Raw genomic sequence first — 21123 nt, 5'->3', positions numbered from 1 at the left:
TTTTAGTTTTTAATTAAAATTTAGATGGAAAATAAGCATCCTAATTATCATGCAATTATTATGGCAGGTGGAGTTGGAAGTAGATTCTGGCCGCTCAGTAGAAATCAAAAACCGAAACAATTTTTAGATATCTTAGGAACTGGTAAAACTTTAATTCAATTGACCTATGAGCGATTGATTAAAATTATACATCCAGAAAATATTTGGGTAGTAAGTCATGCGGATTATCAAGATTTAATTAAAGAGCAATTACCTTTACTTCAAACAAACAACATCTTATTAGAGCCCCAGCGGAAAAATACTGCACCCTGTATTCTATTTGCTGCACTTGAAATTTCCAGAAGAGATCCAAACTCAATATTATTTATTGCACCTTCCGATCATTTAATTTTAAATGAGTCCATGTTTGTAAAAGATGTTAGTGATAGTTTTGATTTTATTTCAAAGAATCCAGAAAACTTATTGACTTTTGGAATTCAAGCCTCCAGACCTGATACAGGTTACGGCTATATTAATTTTGATTCAAGCCAAGTCCTTGCCGAAGATATTTATCAGGTACATAAATTTGTAGAAAAACCTGATCATAACACTGCATTATCATATTTGCAAAGTGGAAATTATGTATGGAACTCTGGTATGTTTTTATGGAAGACTAATACCATCTTACATTCCCTTGAAATCTACGCTCCAGATTTATTTAAAGCATTTAATTCCTATACGAATCCTTCTGATATTATTTCTATCTATCAAAATTGCAAATCAGATTCCATTGATATCGCTGTAATGGAAAAATCCAAATCTGTTGTCGTGAAAACTGTAGATTTTGGATGGAGTGATTTAGGAACCTGGGGATCATTATATGAACTTTTACCACATGATTTGAATGAAAATGCAAGTACCAATACAAAGCTTCTCTTAAGCCAAACCAAATCTTGTATGATTCACGATGAACAACAAAAATTAATTGCTTTACATGGTGTGGAGGACTTAATCATTATTAATACCGAAGATGTATTATTGATTTGTCATAAATCTGAAGAACAGGCAATTAAACAAATTGTTAGTAAAGTCCAGGAATCATTCGGTCCTACTTTAAGCTAATCATTTATAAGTTTTCATATTGCTTGTTTAAAATACAGACCAAAAATAGAATTTAGACTACTTGCGTTCAATGAAATGAATTGAATACTTAAATTACAAATACTTCCATGTATTTATGAAATCTAATTTTAAATTTTTACTAAGTTCACACATTAACTTCTAATAAAAAAGAATGCTGACAAAACTCAATTTATCAGCATTCTTAATTTGCAATTTGTATTCTAAAAAATATTTTATTGATCGCTAATTTGCAATTACAAATTTTGTAACGATCGCATTTTTTCCATTATTAATTTTAAGATAATAGGTGCCAGCTTGAATATGATTTGTTTGAATACGGTATACTTGATCTAAACTTTGGTGCGTTGTCATTTTTCTACCTGAAAGATCAAACATATCTATTGAAACTGGGTTTTCACGACTCGCATTTGTATAAACTAAAATATAATCCTTTGCCGGATTCGGAAATATTATCGGGAGTTCATATTCAAAGTCATCTGACCTATTTTCTAAACCTCCGCCAAAAGGTAAGTCTGAAATATTAAAACGACCTGTTTTTGTATGCTCCGGACATAAAACTGGAGACAATACTTGTATATACTGAGTCTTCGTTAATGCATTCGTACCATTCGTATTCTTTACGGTTAACTTTACTGTATATTTCCCCTTTTTATTAAAGACAACCACTGGATTTTTAAGCTTTGAAGTTGTTGGATTACCATTTTCAAAAAGCCAATCCCATTCAATAACATCTACCGAAGACTTATCGTTAAAATTCACAGTCAAAGGTGCACAACCTTTAATTGTATCTACAACAAAATTTACTTTAGGTACTAAATATACGGCGACTTGTTTTTTAAAGGTGTCTAATCCACATTCGTTTTGAACAATTAACCGAACATTAAATTCACCTTCAACCCCATAATCATGTATTGGATTTTTTCAAAACTTGGTTTGCCATCACCAAAATCCCATAAATAATTTAATCCGCCTGTTGATTGATTCGTGAAGGTCGATTTAAAACCAGCAATAGAATTTGTAAATCCTGCATTTGGTATCGTATTCACATCAATAAAATCCTGCTTTCCGATAGAATCTTTGTAAAATACATTAGATGCTACCAGGCTGACATTAAATTTTCCCGCATTGTTATAACTTATTAATGGATTTGGATCCGTACTTGTAGAAGGTGACCCACCTGGAAAATACCATTGATAATTGGTTGCTGCAACAGACGCATTTTGAAATTGCACTTTATAAGGTGCGCATCCTTTAGGATTTCCAACGCTAAATGAAGCTGTTGGTTTTACACCGATTATTAAGGTAGTTACCGCAGTATCTGTACCACAACCATTAATCGCAACATATTTAACTTCATAAGTTCCTTCTGTATAATTATGACTTGGATTTGGATCCGTACTTGTAGTGTTATCACCAAAAATCCAAACATGTGATTTAGCATATCGGGATTGATTTGTGAAGTCAACTTTTCCTACATCGATACTATTTGCAAATTGGGCAACAGGTAAACTATCAATTGTTATATATGCCTTTTTGGTAATAGAATGATTAAATCTTGAACCATAAACAGTCAGTCTTACATCATAAACACCTGGTAAATTATACTTTACAACCGGATTTTTCTGCGTTGAAACACTTGGCACACCACCGACAAATTCCCATTGCCAGTTTTTAACATTTCTGGTGGATTGATCAAAAAACTTAATAATTCCAGGAGCACAACCACCGATCGTATCGGAATCAAATTCTGCAGTAGGAACACTTACTACATTTATCAATTTTTTAATTGTATGTACACCACAATCATTTCTGACAGTAAGGGTAACTTCAAATGTAGAATCCGTTGGAAATTCATGGAAAGGATTCGACTCCTCACTAAATTCACCATCTCCAAATTTCCAGGAATATTCATCTGCTCTTAATGATTGGTCGATAAAAAATATTTCTCGTCCTTGCAAACCATATGAAAAATCCGCAACTGGAACATCATTGATTTCAATAAATCCTACCTTAGTAAGTTCTACTTCACATCGGTTACTGCCTGCTTCCAAAGTAACGTTATAGGTTCCAGCAGTTTTGTACACTATCACTGGATTTTTTTGTGTCGATGTATCTGGTGTACCTCCTGGAAAACTCCATTTCCATTTAGTTGTATTTATTGACAAATCTTTAAATTTTACTGTCACGGGTTGACAACCGTATGTGATGTCAGCTGAAAAATCGGGAACTGGAGCTGAAGAGTTTGGACAAATTGGCAAACAACCACTTTCAATCAATTTTTCTGTCCGTGCGTAACTATTTAAGGATGCGATAGCAAGGCCTGACCAAGCTGTACTTCCATTTGGAAGTCCGGGAGCCATTATTGTCGGCGAAATACCTGCATCATGAATCATGCTCCAGTTATGTCCTAACATATGGGCTTGCAATGTCAGATAATCACCTTGTCTTCCGCCCGGACCCCAATAATCACTGCAAACATTATATCTGTCATTTAAACATACGGATGCCTGAAAGGCAGTACCTACAGTACCTGTAGGGCCAAATTTAGAAGTCCATAAAGTAGCAACATTATGTTGCGAATTTGCAAACATAGAGGTTTCTGCAATATCTCGAAAACGATTTAACATTGCATTAATGTCATTCATTCCATTAAAGGGATCTTTAGCTTGTTCCTCTGGAATGAATGTCCCTGTTACTACATATTGGTATTCATTTTCAAATTCATCATCATAAACTGTTTGCACATCGGCTAATATGTTCAACATTTGATTTTCAGTTTGATTAACACTGCCTCCATACTTTCTATACATTGGATAATCTGCTGCAAGACATATTTTTACTTCTGCACAAATTTTACATGGTTTTGCTCTGGCAAGTGATTCTTTTTGTAATTTTTCCAAATTCTCGTTGACCGCTCTATTTACCAAATCAGCTCCACATAAAATACCTTTTGCAGGAATCAGATCGGATGTTTTATACATAAGATATTGTTGTTCGGAAGGCATAGCATTTGACAAACTTTCAAAATCTAAAGGCTCAATGAAATAACGATCCTTGCGATCATCAATCATGATACTAAAAAAACCATCCGCAATACTCATTGACACCATAGAATTTTGGCCTTTTATGGTACCGTTAAAGGTTCTAAAATCTGTTCGCTTATTTAATATTTTAAGATCGCTTAAACCACCGGTAGCTCGCACCATATCTGGTGATAACAAATTATACTCAAATAATTGAAGCTGCCAGGTTTTTTCTGGAGTACGCAAAATAAATTCCTTTACATTCCCTTTTATACCATCAATTTTATCAGCCAGGACCTTTACGTCTAATTGCAATACTTTGAATTCTTTTAGATGCTCATCTGTTCCCTTAGACATTTTGGTTTCAAATGGCTTAAGTACAATACTTTGTGAGATCGCTATGTTAATAGAAGCGATTAAAAATAGTAATATTTGTTTCATGTTCTAATTTGTTTATTTTAATATATTTTAAAAACAATATTTTACATACTGTTTGCTTATTGTTGTTTTAAATTAAATATGTTCAAGTGTGTATCTAATAATTAGTTATTGATGAATTCATACAAAATGTGGGGATGCAATTTACAATTAAATTTCAACAAAAAAAAGGTGCTGCGAATTATTCACAACACCTTTTTTTATATTTATCCAAAGGATCATTATTCTGAAATTACAAATTTATTGATGTTAGAATTTGTTCCATCATTCATTCGAATATAATAGGTTCCAGATTTAAGTTGTTCTGTTTGGATTTTAAACAGTTGTTCTTTACTTAAATGACTTGACAATTTTTTCCTGAAAGGTCAAATACATCTATATTAATTGGTTTCATTTGGCTTGCATCCGTAGCAACTAAAATATATTCCTTTGCTGGATTCGGAAATACTATTGGTAGTTCATATTCAAAGTCATCTGCTCTGTTTTTAAAACCTCCGCCAAAAGGTAAGTCTGAAATATTAAAACGACTAGTTTTTGTATGCTCCGGACATAAAACAGGAGACAACACTTGAATATACTGAGTCTTTGTCAATGCATTGGTACCATTTGTATTTTTAACTGTAAGTTTCACAGTATATTTTCCTTTCTTATTAAAAACGACTACTGGATTTTTTAACATTAGATGTTGTTGGCGTTCCATTTTCAAAAAGCCAATCCCATTCAATAACATCAATAGAAGATTTATCTTTAAAATTCACTGTCAATGGCGCACAACCTTTGATAGTATCTGCGGTATAATTTACTTTAGGCACCAAATACACTGCAATATGTTTATCGAATGTATCTAAACCACATTCATTTTGAACGATCAGGCGAACATCAAATTCACCTTCTACATTATAATCATGAACTGGATTCAATTCAAAACTTCCTTTCGTATCACCAAAGTCCCAAAAGAAATTGGTTCCACCAACACCTTGATTCACAAAGGTTGATTTAAATCCACTAATTGAATTAGAAAACAGTGAAGTCGGTGTTGTTTTAACTTCGATAAAATCAGTTTTAGCGACTGAATCAGTATAAAAATTATTATAAGCTACCAGGCTTACATTATACTTTCCAACTGCATTATAGGTGATTACTGGATTTTGGTCTGTGCTCGTACTCGGTGATCCTCCTGGGAAATACCATTTGTAAAAAACAGCAGACGCGGTAGATGTATTTTGAAATTGAACCTGATAGGGAACGCAACCTCTTGCTTCGTTTACTTGAAAGCCTGCAATTGGTTTTGTTCCAATGGTAATTGTAGTTCTTGCAGTGTCATTACCACAGGCATTACTAACGATATATAAAACCTCGTATCTTCCTTCCAGATATTTGTGACTTGGATTTGCCTGAGTACTGGTGGTATTATCTCCAAAATTCCAAAAATGTGATTTTGCATATCTGGATTGATTTGTAAAATCAACTTGACCTTGCGTTTCACTATTTGTAAATTCAGCATCTGGCAAACTATCAATTGTGATATATACTTTCTTGGTTATAGAATGATTAAATCGAGAAGCATAAACCGTTAATCTAACATCATAAACTCCAGGATTGTCATACCGAACAATTGGATTCTTCTGTGTAGAAACGCTTGGAACCCCACCGACAAATTCCCACTGCCAGGTTTTTACATTTTTGGTGGATTGATCAAAGAACTTAATAATTCGCGGAGCACAACCACCTATTGTGTCTGAATCAAAATCGGCTGTAGGAATACTAACTATAGATATCTTCTTTTTAATGGTGTGAACTCCACAATCATTTTTAACAGTGAGGGTAACCTCAAAGGTGCTATCGGTTTCATATTCATGGTATGGATTAGCCTCTTCACTAGTTTCTCCATCACCAAATTTCCAGAAGTATTCATCAGCGCGTAAAGACTGATCTATAAAAAACACCTCCCTGCCTTGATTTCCGTAAGAAAAACTTGCAACAGGCACATCATTAATTTCAATATAACTAATTTTAGTTGCCAACACTTCACAACGACTATTCCCTGCTTCCAGACTCACTTCATAAATTCCGGGAGTCCGATAAATTACGATTGGATTTTGAATAGAAGAAGATGCCGGAGTACCGCCAGGGAAAGACCATTTCCAGGTAGACGCGTTTAGCGATAAATCTTTAAATTTTACGGTCACGGGCTGGCAACCATAGGTAACATCTGCAATAAAATCAGGAACTGGTGCGTCAGAACCTAAGCACAAATCTGTAGGCATTGACTTTCAATCAGATGTTGAAAGTTAACATAATTATTTAAATAACTAGTTGATAATGTGGACCAGATGCTACTTCCATTAATTGTTGGTGCCATAATCGTAGATGCAATTCCTGCGTCGTGGATCATACTCCAGTTATGACCTAATTCATGGGCTTGCAATGTTAAATAATCGGCTTGTTTTCCACCTGCTGGTAGATAGTCACTGCAAACATTATATCGATCATTCATACAGACAGTAGCCAAATATGCAATCCCTATAACTCCCGTTGTAAATTTAGAAGTCCATAAAGTAGCAACATTGTATTGGGAGGTTGCAAAAATGGTAGGAGCGATATTTGCGAACTCCGTCAACTGTGTTGCAATGTCCCGAGTCATCGCCCATGGGTCTCTTGCAAAATCGTCCGAAACCCATAATCCTGTGACTTCATAAACATATTCGTGTTCAAATTCATTATCAAAAACAGTTTGAACATCTCCTAAAACTGACAACATTTGATTTTCTGCAGCAGCTACACTTCCGTATTTTAAAAACATGGAATAATCGGCAGCAAGTGCAATTTTTACTTCAACACATTTTTTGCAAGGGCGGGCGCGTGAATTTATTTCTTTTTGAATTCTTTCATGTTCATTATGCAGACTCTTATTTACCATTTCCGCTCCACAACTTATACCTTGAGTAGGTACTACATCAGCAGATTTATACAATAGAAATTGTTGACTCGCTGGTAAATCTGAAGTTAGACTTAAATTATCCAAGGGCTCTATAAAATAACGATCCTTACCATCGTCAATCATAATTTTAAAAAAACCATCAGCAATCGACATAGATACCATAGATTTTGTGCCTTTTATAGTTCCATTAAAAGATCTAAAATCCTTTCGCTCAGGTAAATGAGTTGGCTTTAATGGATCTCCTTTTACACGTTTCATCCTGGTGCAACAAGGGTATATTCAAACAATTGCAAATTCCATGATTTTTCAGGAGTGCGCAATACAAATTCTTTTACATTACCCTTGATTGCATCTATTTGATTGATCAAAGATTTTACATTCAATTGTAATAAATTGTAATTTTTTAGATGTTCATCGGTAGCTTTTGCAACCTTGGTTTCAAAAGGCTTTAACAAAACAGTTTGAGAATAAGCAATATTGGTAATAGCTAAAATTAAGAGTACTATTTTTTCATGTTATCAGTTTTTAATAAATTCCGCGAAAAATTAGCAAAAAATATGGATAGGTTGGCAAATTTTAACATATCATAATCATTTCCCTAAATATTAAAGAAAGTAATTAGCCCTCCGAATAAAATGTACAAAACCTAAGTATTTTTGCAATTTAAAAATTTAATTTGGTTTTATCTAATTTATATTAATGTAATAAATATTTAATTTGGCAATAGTGGACTAAAACACTTTTTTATCAAAACAATTAGGTTTAATAAATCCGAAAAATTAGGGTTCCATCCAAAGACAAATTTAATACATAATTAGATCTAAATTTCATACCAATTTGAAATCCAATCTACCTAAACTCAAGACTACTTTAGAAACAAGCTCTTAAAAGTTTTGTTTTTAATAAAGAACTATATTATTTAACGATCCATAAATCATTCAACAAACGTTCATTTTAAAGGATATGTGAACCAACCATTTAAGAATTATAGGATCCATAATTGTGCGTACTCCCTTTGATATTTGAAAACAATACTTGCTTCTGATGGATCTGGATTAGGTTCTTTATAAGCTTTCATTTGGGTGCTCCATAAATCTGAAAATTAAGCTTAATTTATTTTAAATTCGGTTGGCTTGAAATGGCATAATCTACTTTAAAAACAGTAAAACAAATTTGAAGCCTAAGCTCACCAAATCGACATAGAATGATAATTTCGACCATTTCGAATATGATCCTTTAGATTAAAAAATCATCCGAACTATGCCAATTTCTAGTACCACTGCTTAATGATTGAAAACTAAAATTCTATCTGCTCTTTAATTTTCCTGTTTTAAATAATAAACTTGAACTTTGATACCAACTTATGGCTTCTTGATCAAGTACTTTATCATCTTCTGTTTTAATTTGTTTATGATCAGCCGTAACAATAAAAGTTTCGACTTTTTGTTTTGGTGACAAAATGACCAACTTATGATTTTTAAGGTACCCTAATTTTTGGTAGGTACTGATAAAAGCCCGATCATGTAAACTATCCATTTTAAAAATATCAAAACCAAAAAAACTACTCGTATAACTAAGATTTAATAAACCCAAAACAGTAGGACAAATATCAATTTGGCTCATCAGGCGATCCACTTTTCGGGGGGCAATAAACCCTGGAGCATAGATCAACATTGGAATATGGTATTTTTCTATCGGCAGTTCGGATTTACCTGCACTCGAAGCACAATGATCTGCAACAATTATAAACAAGGTATTTGAAAACCAATTTGTCCTGGAAGCTTCGTGTATAAATTTCGCGATACTATAATCCGTATATTTTACAGCGCCGTCCCGTCCGGTATGTGAAGGAATATCAATTCTTCCTTCAGGATATGTATATGGACGATGGTTTGAAGTGGTCATAATATGTGTAAAAAATAGCTTTCCATTGGTTACTGATTTTTCTATTTCTCTTAAAGACAATGAAAACAAATTTTCATCCGCTACTCCCCAAACATTTTCATAATCTACTTCAGAGTCCTTTAATTTCATTCTATCTACAACTTCATAATGATTATTAGAAAAATAATAATTCATATTATCAAAATAACTATACCCACCATAAATATATTTACAATCATAAGCTTTATCTGAAAATATTTTTCCAATAGAAAACAAATTTTCATTATTAGGTCTCCGCACAATAGATTGACCTGGAGAAGGTGGAACACTTAATGAAAGTGCTTCAAGACCCCTAACCGTTCGGGTTCCTGTTGCATATAGGTTTGTAAAAAACAAACTTTCGTTTGCCAAAGAATCCAAAAATGGGGTAATCCCTTTTGTATTTCCAAATGAATTCATAAAATCAGCACTTAAACTTTCTACACTAATTAATACCACATTTTTCTTTAGCTCCTGACCACTATTTGTAATTTTTCGCTCCACAGAATACAAATCATTAGAAATGAAATCAGAGCCTGTTGTAGCTAACAATTCATGCAGCTGTGTAAAGGCAGTAGTATTATCAATAAGTTTATAGAACTTTTCATAATCCAGTTCATTGTTGCGATATGCTGCAAACAACTCATACATTCCATTTCCAGCCAACTCATTATTAAATTCATTTCCACTCATTGTATGCCATTTCTTATCGATAAAAAATAATTCAATACAATGATCCCAAGGAATCCTAAAAACCATTTAGTTCGCTTCGTGAAATTCAAAGCGACGATTTCTCTATCCTTAATAGTGCGTTTAACAAAATATACTAAAACCAAAGAGCAGAAAGCTACCGCCGCTAAAATCCAAGCAATTGGATAAGATTGTTTTATATTTTCAATAACCTCATTCGTGTATATCAAATAATCAACAGCAATAAAATTATACCTAGAATTAAATTCGTCCCAAAAAAACCATTCTGAAACTGCATTTAAAATCAGCAAAAAACTCAAAAAATAGCCAACGTAGAGTATAAAATGCTGCCATTTCCAGGCATACATTCGTTGTGGTAAAACCCAAATATAAACGAACAAAGGAATCACAAAATAGAATGCATTTGCGAGGTCAAACAACATACCTATTCCGAAAATTTCTAAAACATTTAAAACGGACCAATCTATCTGATCCCAACTTCTCACAAACAATGTCAATCGTGTAACTGTGGATATTCCTAACAGGATTAGAATAAGTAGGAATATATGCTTAAAACGGTTTTGTTTAACAAACTCTGGTAAATTCAACATAAGGCTAAAAGTTACAAGTTATAAAGAAAACCCGGTATTTCGCCTGTTATTAGTTTGCATTACAGAACGAAAATTCATAAATCTGAAAATTCTAGTCGGACCCTAATTTAGTTGCACAAACCCAAGCTATTTCAAAATTATCAGTTGCTGTTAAAAGAAGCTCTTAGAATATAATCCAGCTAAAAATCACCCGCAGGGGTTATATTCAGATAGTACTTTCTGGCTACCTTTGAATCCATAATTATAAATTATTGATCCAATTTAAATACTATAAGGTTTTACTACTACTTATTGGAAGTTTGGTAATCTTGCTGGAAGAAGCATTTTGCCAGGCAAAGTATTTAAACTTTAGCACAGAGGAACTGATCTCTTTTGCTGAAACGAATATAAAACGAAATCCAGATTCTGCATGTATTGGCTTAGAAGACTTATCAAACAAATATATTGCTTGTAATAAATTACATCATTTTACAATTTGTCAATATTATAGAGCAAAAGCTTTAACGGAAGTAAATCGGGATGAAGATGCCAGGCTATTATTGAATCTGCTTCTAAAGGAAAAAACGCTAGAAGATAAAATTGATTTGCAATATGAAATTCATAGTTTGCTTGGAAGTATTGAATTTCAAAATGGCCATTTTTATAGATCAACCGTGAGCTACAGGAGTGCAATGGATTTAGCAAAACGACTGAATAAAGATCTATGGATAGCCAAAACAAGTGAGGAATTAGCAAAAATATTTGATAAAATAAACAGATCCGATAGGGCTATACAATTTTATTTGAGATCCTTAAAATTACAGTCTAATTTAAATAATAAAGAAGCCATGCAAAGTTGTGCCCTCGCATTAGCAAGGCTCTATATCGGAGAAGCAAAATTAGACTCGGCAATACATTTTGTAATGCAATCTATAAATTTATCTAAACAGTTAAATAATCCTACGGCATTAATTGAAAGTCTTGTAGAAGAAGCAAATGTTTTTCTCAAAAAGAATGATTTGGAAAAAACAGTTAGAAATATTCAACTCCTTGATTCTCTAATAAAAATTGCATCTAATCCATTTAACAAAGTGCGACACTATGTACTGATCGGAAATTATAAAATGACCACCGAAGGAGATTCTGTTGCAATGATATGGTATAATAAAGCGGAAGAATTTTCTAATAAAGGATTTACTCCATATATAGATTATTACATTAAATCTAATATTTCTGATGCTTACTTTTCCAATGGGCAAATAGAGAAAGCATATTCTTTCTTAAAACATACTAATAAAATAGGTACTGCATATAATAGCAAAGAAAATATTGAATTAGCGGAAGATGTCAGGCAAAATTCTGAACTCAATATTAGAGATCGGGAGATTGCAATTTTACAAATCCAAAATCAATTAAAACAAGAAAAGCTTGAACAAGAAATTCAATTAAAACTAGGTTTAAAAAGGGAAAACCTGCTTAAAGACCAAACTTTAAAACAAGAAATACTCTTGAACGAGGCGAATGCAAGAGAAAAAGTGTTCCAACATGAACAACTCGAAAAAGAAAAAATTATAAGTCTGGCGCTACTTCATGAAAATGAGTTCAAGAAAGAGAGCCTGCAAAGTGAACAAAAAAGACAAAGATGGCTCTGGATTAGTATTTTAGTTTTATTAATTTTGGCTTCCCTAATATTTTATTTATTTAAAAATCAAAAGGAAAAAAATGCTATTATTCTAAAACAAGCAAAAGATCTTGAATTTATTAATAAAGAAGTACACCATCGTGTGAAAAATAATCTTCAGGTAATCTCCAGTTTATTGGACTTACAATCACAAACGCACGCAGATAAAAACATTAGCAACTTGTTAAGAGAAAGCAAACATCGCGTTCAATCCATGGCTTTTATCCATCAAAATTTATATGAAGGGGAAGGCATGAATTTGGTTGATATGCCAAATTATATTCAAAATTTAATTGATCATTTATATACTGCATACCATCGGGATTCCGAAAATATTAAAATTATTACTGAAATATCCCCTCTGCGCCTTCATATGGATACCGTCGTTTCTATTGGAATGATTGTAAATGAATTAGTAACCAATTCTTTAAAGTATGCTTTTGTTGAATCCAAACAAGGATCCATCATTGTATCTTTGAAAGAATGGCAAAACCAACTCATTTTAACTGTTTCTGATGATGGTATTGGCATTCCTGTTGGAATAGATGTTTCTACCATAAAATCATTTGGCTATAAAATGATTCGAGCATTTGTTCAAAAGCTAAAAGCGAAACTCATCATTGAAAATGAGCACGGTACGAATGTTCAAATTCTAATTAATAAAAAGTAATATCTTCTATGGAAACCATTAATTACAAAGTCAAAGTATTAATCGTAGAAGACGAGCCCTTAATAGCAGAAAATCTGGCTATGTATTTAAATAATAACGATTTTGAAGTTGTTGGGATGGCTTATGATTATGATGAAGGTTTGCGTTTATTAAATGAAACGAAGCCTGATATCGCTTTACTTGATATTAATTTGGAAAGTCAACAAGACGGGATTGATATAGGTTCTTATATTTTTAAAAATATTAAAATTCCCTTTGTATTTTTAAGCTCCTATTCTGATAAGCAATCATTGGACCGTGCAAAACAAATTCAACCATCTGGATATTTAGTCAAACCATTTCATGAAAAATCACTTCTGACAACTTTAGAAATATCACTCGCAAATTTTGCAAACCAAGCAAATAATCAAGCACCCATATTAGAGCTTTCTCAAATAAATAAGCATCTTTTAAGTTCACTATCTGATCGTGAATTTGAAGTAGTTCAGTTAATTTATTCTGGCAAAACCAATCAACAAATAACCCAGGAATTATATATCTCTATAAATACTTTGAAGCGCCACATCAATAATGCATACATGCGCCTGGATGTGAATTCAAGAACTTCTGCAATTCATAAATTGCGGGCACTTATGTTAAAAAAATAATTGAATTAAGAATGCGTTCCTGCAAGTTCTTTAAAAACTCCCATTAAAGTTTTGAATATTCAATACCAGGAAGATTGGCGTTGAAAGAATCAAATGAATAGCTATTTTCTTAAACGATTGCCAATATAATTTCTTGAACTTCGATCGTATGAATCCCTTTAGTTGACCTTGCATTAGCTAAAAAATCAAAACCATATGCCCCTATAATTTGAAAATTATTAGCGTCCTTTAATGGTATTGAATGTAAATGGGTTTTGGAATGAGTTCTAAGATTTCACGAGGCGTAAACAAGCCATTCTTATCAAGCCGTGTATCATTTTTATAAAATATTTTAAATCCCGTAAATTGCACAGGCTCTTCAAAAATATATCGTTGATATGAATTTCGCTTTATTTCTTTTGGACCGAATCCATCCATATGAATTATAATTTGTACTTCCGGACTAAGCTTAATTTGGGAAGCATTTGTAAGCATTTCTTTTGTAAAGCGGTGTATAACAATTATTTTAGGCGGTAAATTATGATTTTTAACAAGCTTTCCAAGGTAATGGATAGCATCATTAATATCCTTTGCATCTATAGTACCAATAACACTTCCAGGTACAACTTCTGGTTTCATCTTAAATTCTGGATCAATTCCGAGATGCACATGTGGCATTTTAAAATATTTTTCAAGTTTTGGAAGTTCCTCTTGAATTGTACTCCAACCCGCTTGAATGTCCAGAAAAACCAAAGCATCAATCTGTTTTGCCAAATCTAGAATTTTATCGATTTCTTTAAATGGCATTCTCAATCTTTTCTTGTCACCTTCCGTTTGCGCTGTTACCGCTATATAATGTAAAGCAGGACGAGCAGGAAAACTAGAATCAACCTGGCTCCACTCCTTAACAAGAAGATCTAATTTCTCAAGCATTTGCTTTGGTGGCAATGCCGCCAGGATGCCCATTTTTTTAGAATAAAGATTGCCATAAAATGCTATGATGCGCTGAAATGGCAGGATAGCGCCTTGCATTGGATAGGGATCTTTAACTGGCCATTTACCGGAACTATCCTGAGAACTTAAAAATGCGACTTTATTCCTATAAATAGCTGTATCTAAAGGAATTACTTTCAAAATATTTGGTATACTATCACTTTTTGTAGTGCTCTGATTCTGAATTCCAACTAAGTCTTTACAATTCAAATGAGTCAAAAAAGTTGGCATCAATAGAATCCAAAATAAATATTTAAGCATGTATTCGCAAGGGAAACTAGATTTGGCCATATGTAAAAGGGATAAAATGCTCTTCGTGTAATCGTATTTTGCAAAGATATTTTATAAAATTGGCTTATGCTATTTAAATATGAAATCAAACTCGGATTCTAATGAAACCTAATAAACTTTACTTTAAGAATGATTTATACAAATCCCGAAACAGATCCCAAATTTTTATAGTTAAACAACTAATAATTATACAAGGCAACCATATTACTTGTTTAACTTTAAAGCTTATTGAATTCCAAATTTTATATAATTTATAAAAAACTGAAAGAAACACAAAATGGAATGAAATAGTTTAAATGACGATCCTGGAAATAATAACTATTTCAGCTCATTTGTAAATGCCTATATTTGCACAAGATGAAATTTGTCATCTGTTTTCTCAGCATTTTAAGCATGAATTCCTCTATTTTATTTAAAAACCAGAATTAAGCACCCAATTAAAATTACAAATGAATAAGTCAAGTTATCAAAGCTCGATAGGACGTTTTAGAATCATTGCAATTTGCGAAGGTATTTCGTACTTGCTTTTGTTATTTATTGCAATGCCATTAAAATATTTTTCGAATTTTCCTCAAGCTGTATTAATTGTCGGTTGGATTCATGGATTTCTGTTTATTGCATACATGATCGCCGGACTGGATGTTTCAATAAAATATAAATGGGGTTTAAAAAGAATTTGCATTGCTGTTATTGCATCCCTTTTACCATTTGGACCTTTTATCTTAGATCGAAAAATTCTAAGTAAAGAAATGGATCGTGTCTAAATTGGACAAGAATTATTTTCTAAAAACTAAATAAAATTGAACAAGTAGTTAGCTATATTTGTATTTACAAAAATATTATATGAACAAACTAGAATCCATATTTGAACAACTCATTTTTGGCAGCCGTTGGTTGCAAGCTCCACTTTATGCTGGACTTATCATTGGTGGTTTTTTGTATGCGTATAAATTTATTGTGGAATTAATTCATTTATGCACTACGATAACGGAAATCACAGAAACCGCTTTAATGTTGGGAGTCCTCACCTTAGTAGACATTACGATGGTGGCGAACCTTCTTATTATGGTAATTATTGGTGGATATTCTACCTTTGTAAGTCGTTTAGACATAGACAAGCATACTGACAAACCTGAATGGTTGCAAAAAGTAGATGCGGGTACTTTAAAAGTAAAATTAGCAGGTTCGTTAGTTGGGGTATCTGGAATTCATCTACTTCAAATATTTATCAATATTGAAAATAAAGATCCGGAAGATGTAAAATGGCAAGTAATTATCCATATAGTTTTTCTTGTATCTTCATTAGCCCTTGCCATTACAGAAAAAATATTACATGCGAAACATGCCTAAATTAAACTTCATTTATAAATTGTAAATTAAAAAAGATGAAACGTATATTTGGATTTACAGAAATTATTGGGATACTCACTTTTTTTTCATTTTTATCCAATAAATTACATACAGATGTATATAAAGTCGATGCCAATCAAAGTTCACTTGAATGGATTGGAGAAAAAATTACAGGCAAACACAATGGCACTATAAAATTTATAAGTGGCGAAATAAAAAACAATCATGGGTCTATCCATGGTGTTTTTGAATTTGATATGACATCCATAGAATGTCAAGACCTTGAACCAGGGCCAAATAAAACAAAACTTGAAACATTTCTTAAATCATCAAATTTTTTGATGCAGCCTTATTTCCAAAATCACAATTTATCATTACATCCGTCACCCCTTTAAAAGAAACCAATGTTGGAACGAATACACATACTATAAAAGGGTTACTTACCATCAAGGATAAAACAAATGAAATTTCATTTGGTGCTAAGCTTACACTACAGGGCAATCGCTTTTCTTGTCTAGGAATAGCAACGATAGACCGCACAAAATTTGATATTAAATACCGCTCTAAAACATTTTTTCCAGATATTGGAGACAAAATGATATATGATGAATTTACATTAAAATTTAATGTTGTAGCAAATAAATAAGCGACTTATTGAATTTACAAATGTGATGCATCCGGAGATTTTTATTTTAACCCATTATTTGATTGGTATAAAAATATAACTAAGGAATAAATAATTTGATCGTTACACGAGGCGAAAGCCCCTTCCAGGGCTTGTGATTCATCAACAACCTGATTTGATTACAATTTTCACTTTGACTGGGTATTGTCTATATTAAAAAACGATTGCTCCTCATAAAATTAAATGATTGCTTATTTTTACAAAAAAAAATCGCTCTAGAATTTGTTATTCTAGAGCGATTTCTTTTAATTAAAATGGATCGGTTACTTCGACTTACTGCTTGACAAATTTTTCGCAGGCTAATATTTTTCCACCCGAAATCAATTGAACCAAGTACATTCCATCCACCAAATATTCAATATCTATAAGTTGTGTGATGGTGTTACTTTCGATTCGCTGTGTATGCAATACGCGTCCTGCTAAATCAAGTATACGCAATTTTGAGTCAGGTGAATTTTCAAAATTCAGTTTGAGTTTAAAGATCCCATTGTTTGGATTTGGCAAAATTTGAAACGCTTCCTGCTTTTGCACATCTTTTGATGATACAATAAAATTTTTCAGGCAAAATGAATCTATTTCACATTCGGTTATTACTCTGTTATACAACCGTACTTCATCCATTTCACCATTAAACCATAATGGTGTTCCTCCGGTGTGATAGCCTATGGTAAAGGGTTCGCCAATAGTTGAATTTGGTATTGGATTATTTGTTGTTCCTGGTTGGCTGCTAACAAGAATTCCATCTACATATATTGACCAAATATTGTTTCCTGCAGTTCCAACCAAGCAATGCCAATTTCCATCATTGATGCTAGGTGCATTTGTTCCATAACCAGAAGAATGATACACACCGGTTCCATCACGGCCACCAAATGCAGCAAAACCAATATTATTATTTTGATTGTCTCCAATTTGCAATGAATAACCATGATCATTTGAAAAATTATATTGTCCGGCTACCCAAATTCCTTTTTGATTTTCTGTGGTTTTAATAAATGCACATAAGGATACTTGATCAGTCACGCCCCTAGTATTAGGACCACAATTTACAAAAGTTGAAGTGCCATTAAAATGCCCTGCAAGCAACAAAGCATTTGAAGGTGCTAAATCGCCACCTATCCCATGGATCGCATTTGTGCTTAAGTCAGGCACAGATTGTCCAGTTGAATTAGTTAAATTGTCTAATGGATAGTAGGCGACCAAATTCTTAGCATGGTCAATACTATCACAGGGAATCGTAATATCCGTCACACAAATGTTGTCAATTCTTCCAAAAGTAGTTTCTGCTATTTGATTGCTGGTTGCACGGATTATCAAGTGATCAAAAGATTGGTTTAATGGAGCTGTCCAAGCAGAAAAACTGAATGGTGCCCAAGACGTACTTGTAATTGGTGGCGTGATACCAATACTTACCCAAGCTGAACTACCAATGGGATCTATACATCCATTTGCTGCTATAAACTCAAACTGTACGTTGTTAAAAGTAGTACCGGTTATAAACTTTGCAAAAAAATCAACAGCATAGGTATGTCCATTTTGAAAATTAAATGGCTGACAAATAGCTTCACATGCATCTAATTTTCCCCACATTTGAATACTTACTTCATCGCACCAAAAATCACTAAATGCAACTTGAGGAGTTCCACTAGCTGCATTCCAATTATTAGATGCTCCCGGGAATCCGAAATCTCCTGCAATAGCCCCATCATAAAATCCAGGATTAAGAACCAAGTTTTCTTCACATGAACAATCTGGTTTATAAAAATACAAGGTACATGGACAAGAATCTTGTCCACAATGACCGATTATTGTTAGTGTATAAAGTCCAGGATAGTTAAAGGTAGCGTTCGTAATAGGGATTGAAAATGCTGGCGAAGCTAATACTCCTGTCATCATTAATGTTGAAAATCCATTGGGTCCTGTCAATTTCCAATCAATAGTTGCCTGTGGACAATTTAGTCCCAAACATTGGAATGAACTTAGAAAACCTATCGGAAAGTTGGGATCAGGAACTATTAAGGTATCACCGCAATTCTTTGGAAATAAAGGTCCTCTTCCTACACTATACAAGAACTCAAATGGGCCGCAAGCACAAGAATCCTTAGCTAAGCAAGCGTTAAAGCTGATATCATCAATTGCAAAATTATTGCCTTCATAAGAAGTTGAAGCGGTGCGAAATTCCAAATTATAAGGATTTGAAACTGTACCCGGTGTTACATAATTTCCACTTATAAATTCCCATTGATCCGGGGATTCTGGAAGGGTAATACTAGTTAGCAATATTGCTGGACCATTTAGAGGTACTAAATAAACTTCCACAATTGGATCGGCTCTGTCAAGTATTGGCTCATTTAAATTATTGACGTAAGCACAAAATGAATATTTTGTATTTGGCGCAAGTGCTAACGGATGTCGCCATGCGGCCAAACCAATAGTTTGACTACCGTCTGCAACAAACATTTTGCCTGTTATAGAATTTGATGTGTGATCTATACAATTCCAATTAACGCACATACCAGAAACCGGAATGCTGGATTCAACATTATAAAGTCCTGGTGTGCAAGTTGGATTTAATATATTGTAATCTGAATTAAATCCTGAAATTCCTGCAGAAAAATCTGGGTTGGATATCATATTTGGACCTTGTATCGAACCCGGCGGACAGCAGCCACAATTAATTGTGATTATAAAACTACAAGAAGCCGTGTTACCACAAGCATCCGTTGCAATGTAAGTTACAGTCGAAACCCCTTGATTAAAGAGTACGCCACTTGCATCCTTTATTCCTGAAGTTTGAGTGGCTCCACTAATTTGATAGGAAACTGTTGGAATACTGCAATTATCTGAAACGGAAAGCCATTTAATACTATCGACTTTTAAAGAACAATCCGGAGGGTAAACAGAAATTGTTTTATTAGCCGGGCATACTATGGTAGGAGGAACTGTTTCAATTGTTTGAACCTCTGCATTACATGTACTTTTATTTCCACATAAATCCTCTACTGTAAGTGAAACTTGAAAAATTCCGCAACCACTCACTACCAATGGATTTACGGACAAGGATTTGATTTGGCAATTATCAAATGATCCCCCGTCAATTAAAGCCGGATTTACAAATGCAGAACAACTATCATCTAAAACCAGGCCGATGTTCTGACAGATCGCTCTTGGAGGAATCAAGTCATTAGCTGTAACGGATTTGCAAATGGTTTCTCTACAAGTTCCTCTTCTTACTGTCAAACAAACATTATAAACACCACAATCAGAAAAAATATGGCTAGGGTTTTGTGAAGTTGATGAATTATTGAGACCACTATTTGGATCATCAAAATTCCAAATATAACTTAAGAGAGCAGGCCCTGTTGAGGTATTGTTGAAATTAATTGTTAATCCACAATTGGCGTCTGGTTGAAAACTAAAATTAGGGGTAATTGGAGAGCCAAATTCAAGATCATCGAGACCAAAATCTCTCAAACCACCACCTGTCATTTGCCGTAAAGAAATTGAAGTCCCGGAGGTAGATGCAATCCAGTTATATGTAAATTGAGTCCAACCTGGAATATTTTGTTGTATTGTGAAATTCGCCCCTGTTACCTGAGTGTTATTTACAAAAAGTCCTAGAGTAAAAGCTTCATTATAAACACTCGCTACCCAAAATGAAAAACAATAAAGTGTCCCACTTGTAATGGGAGTTGTTTTAATCCAAACATCTGCCGGTCCAGATGAATTTCCATCAATAATTAGAAAATTACCGCCACCGGTATGATCATTCAAATTAGGCCATCCCGAGCACTTTGACTGAAAATTAGGACCTATGCAATATGAACTTGCAGTGCACATGCAGTTTTGAGGCAACCCAGAGCTAAATTCTGAATTGCCGGATTCGAAATTACCGTTTGTAAGGATATTACAACATGAACTTTGAGCAGATAAACCACTTAGAGATTGAATGTTGAATTGAAATAAAAGTAACCAATAGAGTAAGGAAAAAGCATGGCTAACTGGTTTGCTGATAATCCTGGTGTAAATTAATTCCATAAAAGTTAAAATTTAAATGTGAATAAAAAATTTGATTTCATTCTATTTATCTTCACTTAAAC

The 21123-nt window shown here is 33.3% G+C and carries 15 protein-coding genes and 1 pseudogene; 7 read left to right on the top strand and 9 right to left on the bottom strand.

Features of this window, described 5'->3' with window-relative positions:
- Window positions 1-24: 24 nt before the first annotated feature.
- Complete coding sequence (locus IPO86_07170) at window positions 25-1101, top strand: mannose-1-phosphate guanylyltransferase (GenBank protein MBK9727880.1); 1077 nt, start codon at window positions 25-27, stop codon at window positions 1099-1101.
- Between the two features lie 243 nt (window positions 1102-1344).
- Here the strand turns inward: IPO86_07170 and IPO86_07165 are convergent, their stop codons facing one another.
- From IPO86_07165 to IPO86_07135, 7 genes and pseudogenes are all read right to left on the bottom strand, one after another.
- Entirely contained in the window at window positions 1345-1881 is a 537-nt protein-coding gene (locus IPO86_07165) for a T9SS type A sorting domain-containing protein (GenBank protein MBK9727879.1), read from the bottom strand.
- A 110-nt stretch (window positions 1882-1991) separates the two neighbouring features.
- A complete protein-coding gene (locus IPO86_07160; protein ID MBK9727878.1) occupies window positions 1992-4586 on the bottom strand; it encodes a PKD domain-containing protein in 2595 nt (864 codons plus the stop codon).
- A 331-nt stretch (window positions 4587-4917) separates the two neighbouring features.
- On the bottom strand, window positions 4918-5283 hold the full coding sequence (locus IPO86_07155) for a hypothetical protein (GenBank protein MBK9727877.1): 366 nt from the start codon (window positions 5281-5283) through the stop codon (window positions 4918-4920).
- Window positions 5234-6850, bottom strand: coding sequence for a PKD domain-containing protein (locus IPO86_07150; protein MBK9727876.1), 1617 nt, complete (start codon window positions 6848-6850; stop codon window positions 5234-5236). The genes IPO86_07155 and IPO86_07150 overlap by 50 nt, the downstream gene beginning before the upstream one ends.
- The gene (locus tag IPO86_07145; protein MBK9727875.1) at window positions 6829-7782 is read right to left on the bottom strand and encodes a hypothetical protein; all 954 of its coding nucleotides are present in this window, start codon (window positions 7780-7782) and stop codon (window positions 6829-6831) included. Before IPO86_07145 ends, IPO86_07150 begins: the two co-directional genes overlap by 22 nt.
- A complete protein-coding gene (locus tag IPO86_07140; protein MBK9727874.1) occupies window positions 7779-7979 on the bottom strand; it encodes a hypothetical protein in 201 nt (66 codons plus the stop codon). The genes IPO86_07145 and IPO86_07140 overlap by 4 nt, the downstream gene beginning before the upstream one ends.
- 850 nt (window positions 7980-8829) lie before the next feature.
- Window positions 8830-10748: pseudogene (locus IPO86_07135) on the bottom strand (sulfatase-like hydrolase/transferase).
- 251 nt (window positions 10749-10999) lie between these two features.
- Here IPO86_07135 and IPO86_07130 point away from each other — a divergent pair.
- A complete protein-coding gene (locus IPO86_07130) occupies window positions 11000-13078 on the top strand; it encodes a hypothetical protein (GenBank protein MBK9727873.1) in 2079 nt (692 codons plus the stop codon).
- An 8-nt stretch (window positions 13079-13086) separates the two neighbouring features.
- On the top strand, window positions 13087-13725 hold the full coding sequence (locus tag IPO86_07125; GenBank protein MBK9727872.1) for a response regulator transcription factor: 639 nt from the start codon (window positions 13087-13089) through the stop codon (window positions 13723-13725).
- A gap of 228 nt (window positions 13726-13953) precedes the next feature.
- Here IPO86_07125 and IPO86_07120 read toward each other — a convergent pair whose 3' ends face one another.
- Complete coding sequence (locus IPO86_07120; GenBank protein ID MBK9727871.1) at window positions 13954-14928, bottom strand: hypothetical protein; 975 nt, start codon at window positions 14926-14928, stop codon at window positions 13954-13956.
- A 509-nt stretch (window positions 14929-15437) separates the two neighbouring features.
- Between IPO86_07120 and IPO86_07115 the strand changes: the two genes are divergently transcribed.
- The 4 genes from IPO86_07115 (at window position 15438) to IPO86_07100 (ending at window position 16984) form a co-directional block, all read left to right on the top strand.
- Window positions 15438-15752, top strand: a complete 315-nt coding sequence (locus IPO86_07115) for a DUF3817 domain-containing protein (GenBank protein MBK9727870.1) — start codon at window positions 15438-15440, stop codon at window positions 15750-15752.
- A 79-nt stretch (window positions 15753-15831) separates the two neighbouring features.
- Entirely contained in the window at window positions 15832-16338 is a 507-nt protein-coding gene (locus IPO86_07110) for a TIGR00645 family protein (GenBank protein MBK9727869.1), read from the top strand.
- A 35-nt stretch (window positions 16339-16373) separates the two neighbouring features.
- A complete protein-coding gene (locus tag IPO86_07105) occupies window positions 16374-16733 on the top strand; it encodes a YceI family protein (protein MBK9727868.1) in 360 nt (119 codons plus the stop codon).
- Entirely contained in the window at window positions 16664-16984 is a 321-nt protein-coding gene (locus IPO86_07100; GenBank protein ID MBK9727867.1) for a YceI family protein, read from the top strand. The genes IPO86_07105 and IPO86_07100 overlap by 70 nt, the downstream gene beginning before the upstream one ends.
- Window positions 16985-17296: 312 nt before the next feature.
- Here IPO86_07100 and IPO86_07095 read toward each other — a convergent pair whose 3' ends face one another.
- Entirely contained in the window at window positions 17297-21061 is a 3765-nt protein-coding gene (locus IPO86_07095; GenBank protein ID MBK9727866.1) for a T9SS type A sorting domain-containing protein, read from the bottom strand.
- Between the last annotated feature and the right edge of the window lie 62 nt (window positions 21062-21123).

Source organism: Saprospiraceae bacterium, from assembly GCA_016717265.1.
In the GTDB taxonomy this organism is placed as follows: domain Bacteria; phylum Bacteroidota; class Bacteroidia; order Chitinophagales; family Saprospiraceae; genus Vicinibacter.
The sequence above is the reverse complement of the archived record's forward strand: the minus strand, read 5'-3'. Positions and strand labels throughout refer to the sequence as shown.